The organism is Bellilinea sp., from assembly GCF_053501535.1.
Window position 1 is genome coordinate 1 of record NZ_JBRCOK010000001.1, and the last position, 7,445, is coordinate 7,445.

Below are 7,445 nucleotides of genomic sequence, written 5' to 3' on the forward strand. Positions count from 1 at the left end.
GCGATATTGGGGGAGGTCGGTGGGGGTTGTTTTGTAGTGGGCTCATAAAACTGGACACAAAAATAGCAAAGCTGAGGGGTATTTTCCTAATCCGCCGGTGTGACTGCTGGGGCGGCCTCGTTCACCCGCACCTGCCGCACCAGCCAAACCGCCAGCAAGTTCATTGCCAGGGCAGCGATCAGGTTGCCGCCAATTCCCACCCCGTTGAACAGCAGCGGAGCAAACTGCGTGCCGAGCGCGCGCCCCAAAGCGGCCATCGCCAGGGTGCTGGCCATGACGGTTGCCCGCAGGGCAGGCAGCGCTTCGCTCATCAGCGGCAGCAGCGAAACCAGCGAAAATTCAAACGAGAGGTAAAACAAAAACAGGCCGGCCAGCGCGCCCCACGCCTGCCCGCCCAGGACAAACATGACCACCGCCGCCAGCATGTTCACCAGCAAACCGGCACGCACCGACCAGACCTTGCCCAGCCGGTCCACCAGCGCTGCCGAAAGCCCCTCTCCGCCCATCTCCGAAAGCCCAATCAACACCGCGGCTGCTCCCAGCGCCGCCAGTTGAAAGTTGAAACGCTGCTCCAGCCACAGGCCGAACACCAGGTTGACCGTTTCGTTGGCGGCGGTCAGCAGCAAAATGGTCAGCAGACCGGCGCGGGCCGGGGCCGAACGCAGCAGCAGCCCCAATGGAAGCGGCGGAACGCCGGGCTGGCTGGACGGTTCGGCGCGGCGGTTGTGGGGCGGCAGGATGCGCCACACAGCCACCATGCTCAGCGCCCCCAGCAGCGCCAGCGGCAAAAACGGGGACTGCCATGCCCCGCTGCGTCCGAGCAGCACCCCCACCAGCGGCACGCCGATGATGAACGACAGCGACCACGACAGTTCGGTGATGCCCATCACCCGCCCGCGCCGTTCGTAGGCCACCCGGTCACCCAGATAGGCCTGCATGGCCGGCAGAAAAATCATGTAGGCCAGCGCCATCAACGGCAGGCTGATGGCAAAACCGGTATAGGTGGGCAGCACGACCACCGTCAGCGCGCCGATGGTGAACAACCCCATGCCCAGCAGCATACTCACCCGCCGTCCGTAGCGGTCGGCAATCGGGGAAAGGAACGGCCCGGCAAAGGCGATCAACGAGCGCAGCGAAAGCACCAGCGAAATTGCCGGCAAACCAACCCCCAGCCCGCTTTGAAAAAGAGAAAGATAGGGGTACACCATGCGGTAACTGGTGTTCAATACGCTGCGGATGAGGGTGAATACGGCGACCTGTGCGCCCAGCGTCGGCGGTGAGGAGGTTTTCATGCGGCTTTGTGAACGGAGCGTTTCAACAGCAGGCTGAGCTGGGCGCCGCTCAGCAGCGCCAGCCCCAGCAGCAGCCCAAAGGTGAGCCGAATGGCAAACGAACCCGATTGGGCGACCGGCGAATCGGGGTGGAGGATGTTTTCCGCCCCGCCCAGCGCCAGCCAGAGCGCCAGCCCAAAGGCAGCGTTGGCAAAACCGGTCAGGCGCGGCTGGTCGAGCACCAGCAGCCCGCTTTGCAGCAGCACCCCCACCACACCAAAGGTAAAGGGAATGCGCCAGCGTGGTTCGTCCCAAAAGATGCCGCCCCAATTTTGCCACTGCACCAGCAGGGACATGGGCAGGTAAGTCAGCCAGAAGAGCAAACCGCTCCAGCCCAGCGCGCGCGACCAGTCCACCCAACGCGCGGGGGAGAGGATGGCGGCCAGCCCGCACAAACCGGCAGCGGCAAACAGCAGTTTTCCGCTCCAAACCCAGGCGCCGTGCAGCAACACCAGCCGCAAGTTGGCGCCTAATGTGCGTTCAGCCGGGCCGAAGGCGGTCAGCACGGCGATCAGCGTGAGCGTAATGAACAGAGAAAGGACAAGCCGGCGCCGGACGGTCATTCTTCCGAAAGAGCGGGGGCGCTCTCGCTTTGCGGCTCAACGCCGCCGCACCACAGGCGCATCAGGTGCTGGTAGAACTGTACCATGCGCCCCAGCCCCGCCACGCTGATGCGCTCATTCACGCTGTGGATGCTGTCCAAATCCTCACGGGTCATCACCACCGGCGTGAGGCGCAGCACATTCTCGCACAGGCCGGTGTAGTAACGGGCGTCGGTGGCGCCCATCACCAGATAGGGCGCGGTTACCACGCCGGGGAACACCTCGCGCACGGCGCGGCTCAGGCTCTCGAAAGCCGGGCTGTCCGGCGAGGTCAGCGGGGCGGCATCCCAGGAGCCCTGCGGGACAACTTCAATTTGAACATTGCGGTCATTGACCACCTGGCGAACGTACTCCACCGCCGATTCAATCGAATCGCCCGGCAGCAGGCGCAGGTTGACCAGCGCTTCGGCGGTTGGCGGAAGGACGTTTTCCTTGACGCCGCCGCGCACGATGGTTACCGCGGCCGTGGTGCGGATGGCGGCGTTGGTTTTCGGGTCGGCCGAAAGGCGGCGCTTGAGCAGACCCCCGAACAGCCACGGGTTGGCAAAAATCAACTGTAAAGCCGGCGAAGCCGCTGCGCCGATGGCGCGGAAGGTTTCGCGCAGAAAGACGGTGGATGCCGGGAAGGGATGATCTTCGATGGCGGTGATGGCGCGCGCAAGGATGCCGATGGCGGTGCTGGGTGGGGGCGCGGAAGAATGTCCGCCGGGCTGATCCACCCGCAGGCGCAGGGTCAGGTAGCCCTTTTCGCCGATGCCGATCAAAGCAACCGGCAGTTCGACGCCCGGCAGGGTGCCCTGGACAATGGCACCGCCTTCGTCCAGCACCACTTCCAGCTGCTCGCCGCGTTCGGCCAGCAGAGCGGCAATTTGGGCTGCGCCGCGTCGTCCGCCGGTTTCTTCATCCTCACCGAAGGCAAAGTAAATGGTGCGTTCGGGCTGAAAACCGGCTTTGATCAATTGCTCGGCGGCTTCCATCAGGGCGACCAGCTGGCCTTTGACATCCAGTGCACCGCGGCCCCACACCTGCTCTTCGGCAACCTCACCGCTGAAGGGCGGGTGCTGCCACTGATCCAGGCTGTCCTCGGCGGCCGGCACCACGTCCAGATGGGCGCAAAACAGCGCAGCGGGCAGTTCCGGGTTGCTGCCGCGCCAGCGGTAGAGCAGGCTGAAATCGGAGACCGTCTGGCGTTCCAGTGTGGCGTGCACGCGCGGGTAAAGCGTTTCCAGCGTGCGGTGCAGCTCGTAAAACGCCATAGCGTCCGGCGGCTGATCATCGTAGGAAACAGTTTTGGCGCGAATTGCCAGCGAGAGATGACCGGCGGCAATTTCGGCGTCCACTTCCGGCAATTCGGCCGGTTCAACCGGCTCCGGCAGGCGCATGAACAGGCTGGTGCGAATCAGCAAAAAGGCGGCCAGAAAGATGAATACCGCCAGCACAGGTATCAATATGGGGAGCAGCATAGGGTTTTCCTCCGGGGAGAGCGAAATCGGTGCCTGCGGCTGGGGATCAATAATCGCCGCTGGCGAGCAGTTCGTGCAGGCGCGGGTGGTCGGCATACACCCCGCGGTATTCGGGCGGCAGCAGCGCGGCAATACGGCACATCACCTCGTCCGTCTGGCGGCGCAGGTCTTCTTCGCGGTTTTCGCGGGAAAAGGGCGGCAGCCGGAAGGGTTTGCCGAAGCGCGCCACAATCTCCCCGCGCCGCAATTTGAGCAGCGATTTGAGCGCGGTATGGGTGCCGGTGATGCCAACCGGAACAATCGGCACGCGGGCGCGGTGTGCCAGCAGCACGGTACCGGGCTTGCCCTCCAGCAGAGTCGCCGTGTTGCTGCGGGTGCCCTCTGGGGCAATTCCCAGCGCGCGGCCGGCCTGCAGTGCGGAGAGCGCCTGCCCAAAGGCGGTGAAGTCGGCTTTGCTGCGGTCAATCCAGATACCTCCCGCCGTTACCGCAAACCAGCGGAAGAAGGGGTATTTGAGGTACTTATCCGCTACCAGGGCGGTGATATCGGGGCGCACCGGGTTGACAAACAGCACGGGGATATCCAGCCGGCTGATGTGATTGGTGGCAACGATGACTCCGCCGCTGGGCGGCAGATTTTCAGCGCCGATGAAGGTGGTGCGGGTCAGGTGGCGGATGAGGAAAGCCACCACCCGCTGCAAGCGCCGGCGCGGCAGGGGTTGTTCGGCAGCCTGGGCCGGGGAATGCGGGGAGGCGTTGGCGTTCATGTAAATAATTGTATCACCGGCGGGTGGAGTTTTGCAAACACTGCGAAGTTGATACAGGGCAGCCGTATTTCAAACCATTTACGATTGCGGCGCGTACTCCGCCGGTCAATCCGTTTTCGTACAGGGCGGAAGAGCGTTTTCTATCCTGTGTTAAGTCTGTGGGCAAATGGAATAACCGGAGAAGGTTCGAAAATTAACCCAAAGGCGCAAACACGCCGAGAAGAAAATAAAAATATCCTTGGCGTCCTGGCGATCAATCTTTTTATTCATTGTCAAACAGTGTCACGCCGAGTGCAGCGACACTCACCAGACCTGATAAATTGCCCCCTCCTTCGCCTCCCCCAATATCGCAGAAGCGATATTGGGGGAGGTGGGTGGGGGTCACACATAAGATTGCCACGCTCGCTGCGCTCGCTCAAAAGGACATTAAACCAGCCATGTCCCTCCGAATGCAGCGACACTCACCCCTGCTGGCGAAAATCACCCCCACCCTCGAGGTGCGGTAGGGGGCCCTGTCGGAGAGTGCCTCGCCCGCAAAGTCGTTGGAATGGCGTATCCCCAACTCACGGAACATTAACGAATCCAATACTCCGCCAAGTTTTAAGTAAACCTCAGCCATGCAGCCCCGGCGGACATGCTATAATTTTCTCGCACCAGCCCACCCCCCTCTTTACGAGAGAACCCGCGCATGTCTTTCGTTCATCTTCATGTTCACACGCAATACTCGCTGCTGGACGGCTTCTCGCACATCAAGAAGCTGATTGAGCGCGTTAAGCAGATGAACATGCCGGCGGTGGCCATCACCGATCACGGCAGCATGTACGGGGTGATCGAATTCTTCAACGCTGCCAAAGCCGCGGGGGTAAAGCCGATCATCGGCATGGAGGCCTACCTTGCCCCGCGCGGAATGCGCGACCGCGACCCCAAACTGGATAAATCCGCCAGTCACCTGTTGCTGCTGGCGGAAAATGAAACCGGCTACCAAAACCTGCTGAAAATTGCCAGCGCCGCCCAGCTGGAAGGTTTTTACTACTATCCGCGCATTGACCACGAATTTCTGGCAAAACATGCCGAAGGGCTGATTGCCACCTCCGGTTGTATGGCTGCCGAAATTCCCCAATTGATTCTGGAAAAGGGCATTGAGGAAGCCCGCAAACGGGTGGACTGGTACTACGAGGTCTTTGGCAAGGATAACTTTTTCTTTGAACTGCAGCGCCACCAGATTCCCGAACTGGAAGAGATCAACCGTGCCTTGAAGGAACTGGCGCCGCGCTATCCGGCGCGTTTTGTGGCCACCAACGATGTGCACTACATCGAAGCCGAGGACGCCCGCTATCAGGACATTCTGCTGGCGATTCAAACCGGCTCACTGCTCAGCGATAAAAACCGCTTCCGCATGACCGATAACACCTACTACCTGCGCCCGCCGCAGGAAATGGCGGAAATTTTCAAGGAAGTGCCGGAAGCGCTGCACAATACCTTGCTGATTGCCGAACGGGTCAACGTTGACCTTTCCAGCAAGGGCTACCATCTGCCGGTCTTTGAGGTGCCGCCCGGCTGCACGGTAGAAACCTACCTGCGCAGCCTGTGCGAGGAAGGCTTACAGCGCCGGTACGGTGCTTCTCCGCTCATCGCTCAGGCGCGCGAACGGCTGGAATACGAACTGGCCGTCATCCACCAGATGGGTTTCGATGCCTACTTCCTCATCGTGTGGGATTTGTGCCGCCATGCCCGCGAAAAAGGCATCTGGTACAATGCGCGCGGTTCAGCAGCCGGCTCCATTGTGGCTTACACACTGGAAATCACCAATGTGGAACCAATTGCGCACGGGTTGATTTTTGAGCGTTTTCTCAACCCCGGGCGTATTTCCATGCCGGATATTGACCTTGACTTTCAGGACGATCAGCGCGCTCAGATGATGGAATACTGCGCCCGCAAGTACGGGGATGACCGGGTGGCGCAAATCATCACCTTTGGCACGCTGGGGGCGCGCGCCGCTGTGCGCGATGTGGGCAGAGTGATGGACATCCCCCTCACCGAAGTTGACCGCGTCAGCAAGTTGATCCCCAACATTCCCGGCAAGCCGGTTACCATCGCCGAAGCGCTCGAACAGGTGCCGGAATTGAAAGCGCTCTACGAGAGCACCCCCTACCTGAAAGACCTGATTGACACTGCTGCCCACATGGAGGGTTCCATCCGCAGCGCCGGCACGCACGCTGCCGGGGTGATCATCACCGACAAGCCCATCATTGAGTACATCCCATTGCACCGCCCGACCAGCGGCTCGGAAGAATCCCCCATCAAGACGGTTACCCAGTTTGAAATGTCCATTGTCGAGTCGCTGGGGCTGCTCAAGGTGGACTTTTTGGGTCTGGCAACCCTGACCATCATGCAGCGCGCTTGCGACCTGATCGAAAAACGTCACGGCGTAAGGTACACGCTGGAGAACATCCCGATTGACGACCCCTTCACCTTCGAGTTTCTCAGCAAAGGGCATACCGCCGGCGTCTTTCAACTGGAAGGCACGGGCATGACCCGTTACCTGACTCAAATGAAGCCGCGCAATGTGGACAATGTGATTGCCATGGTGGCGCTTTACCGCCCCGGCCCGCTGGAATTCATCCCGCGCTATATTGCCCGCATGCACGGCGAGGAAGAAGTCACTTACCGTCACCCGGCGATGAAGCCGATTTTTGAGGAAACCTACGGTATCCCCATCTATCAGGAACAGATCATGCGCGCGGCGGTGGAACTGGCGGGGTATACCCTCTCCGAATCGGACGACCTGCGCAAAGCGATTGCCAAAAAGCAGAAAGACAAACTGGAAAAACACCGCGAAAAGTTCATCAAAGGTGCGTCCCAGCGCGGCATCCCGCAGGAAACCGCCGCACAAATATTTGAAGACTGGGAAGAGTTTGCGCGTTACGGTTTCAACAAGTGCCTGACCGGTGATACCGAAATTATTGACGTCACAACCGGTCTCCCCATCACCCTTGAAGAAATGGCTCAAGGTGGTTGTTCCCCCTCTGCGGTAACAACCTGCGAACTGGATTCGCTGCGTTTGACCGAAGGCAAAATACTGGATGTGGTGAGTAATGGGATTAAACCGGTTTACCGTCTCACAACTCGTCTGGGAAGACAGATTGAAGCAACCGCCAATCATCCCTTTTACACCTTTGAGGGGTGGAAACACCTTGCCGCGCTAAAACCTGGTGATTTGATTGGTGTGCCGAGAAAATTACCGATTGAAGGCTCGCAACGATGGGACGATTACAAGGTCATC

The 7,445-nt window shown here is 60.3% G+C and carries 5 protein-coding genes; 1 reads left to right on the forward strand and 4 read right to left on the reverse strand.

Going from position 1 to position 7,445, the window contains the following annotated elements; all coding sequences use genetic code 11:
* Positions 1-86: 86 nt before the first annotated feature.
* The 4 genes from ACWIZX_RS00005 to ACWIZX_RS00020 are packed head-to-tail and all read right to left on the reverse strand — an operon-like array spanning position 87 to position 4,162.
* Complete coding sequence (locus tag ACWIZX_RS00005; RefSeq protein WP_448334400.1) at positions 87-1,292, reverse strand: MFS transporter; 1,206 nt, start codon at positions 1,290-1,292, stop codon at positions 87-89.
* Positions 1,289-1,894, reverse strand: coding sequence for a hypothetical protein (locus tag ACWIZX_RS00010; RefSeq protein WP_448334401.1), 606 nt, complete (start codon positions 1,892-1,894; stop codon positions 1,289-1,291). The genes ACWIZX_RS00005 and ACWIZX_RS00010 overlap by 4 nt, the downstream gene beginning before the upstream one ends.
* On the reverse strand, positions 1,891-3,492 hold the full coding sequence (locus ACWIZX_RS00015; RefSeq protein ID WP_448334402.1) for a M20 family peptidase: 1,602 nt from the start codon (positions 3,490-3,492) through the stop codon (positions 1,891-1,893). The genes ACWIZX_RS00010 and ACWIZX_RS00015 overlap by 4 nt, the downstream gene beginning before the upstream one ends.
* On the reverse strand, positions 3,443-4,162 hold the full coding sequence (locus tag ACWIZX_RS00020) for a lysophospholipid acyltransferase family protein (RefSeq protein ID WP_448334403.1): 720 nt from the start codon (positions 4,160-4,162) through the stop codon (positions 3,443-3,445). Before ACWIZX_RS00020 ends, ACWIZX_RS00015 begins: the two co-directional genes overlap by 50 nt.
* A 688-nt stretch (positions 4,163-4,850) precedes the next feature.
* Here ACWIZX_RS00020 and dnaE point away from each other — a divergent pair.
* On the forward strand, positions 4,851-7,445 hold a 2,595-nt coding region (gene dnaE, locus ACWIZX_RS00025; RefSeq protein WP_448334404.1), incomplete at its 3' end, for a DNA polymerase III subunit alpha.

Bases quoted from the DNA above. Each gene is read 5' to 3' on its own strand.
- ACWIZX_RS00005 (WP_448334400.1), bottom strand. From the start codon at position 1,292: ATGAAAACCTCCTCACCGCCGACGCTGGGCGCACAGGTCGCCGTATTC.
- ACWIZX_RS00010 (WP_448334401.1), bottom strand. From the start codon at position 1,894: ATGACCGTCCGGCGCCGGCTTGTCCTTTCTCTGTTCATTACGCTCACG.
- ACWIZX_RS00020 (WP_448334403.1), bottom strand. From the start codon at position 4,162: ATGAACGCCAACGCCTCCCCGCATTCCCCGGCCCAGGCTGCCGAACAA.
- ACWIZX_RS00015 (WP_448334402.1), bottom strand. From the start codon at position 3,492: ATGCCGACCACCCGCGCCTGCACGAACTGCTCGCCAGCGGCGATTATT.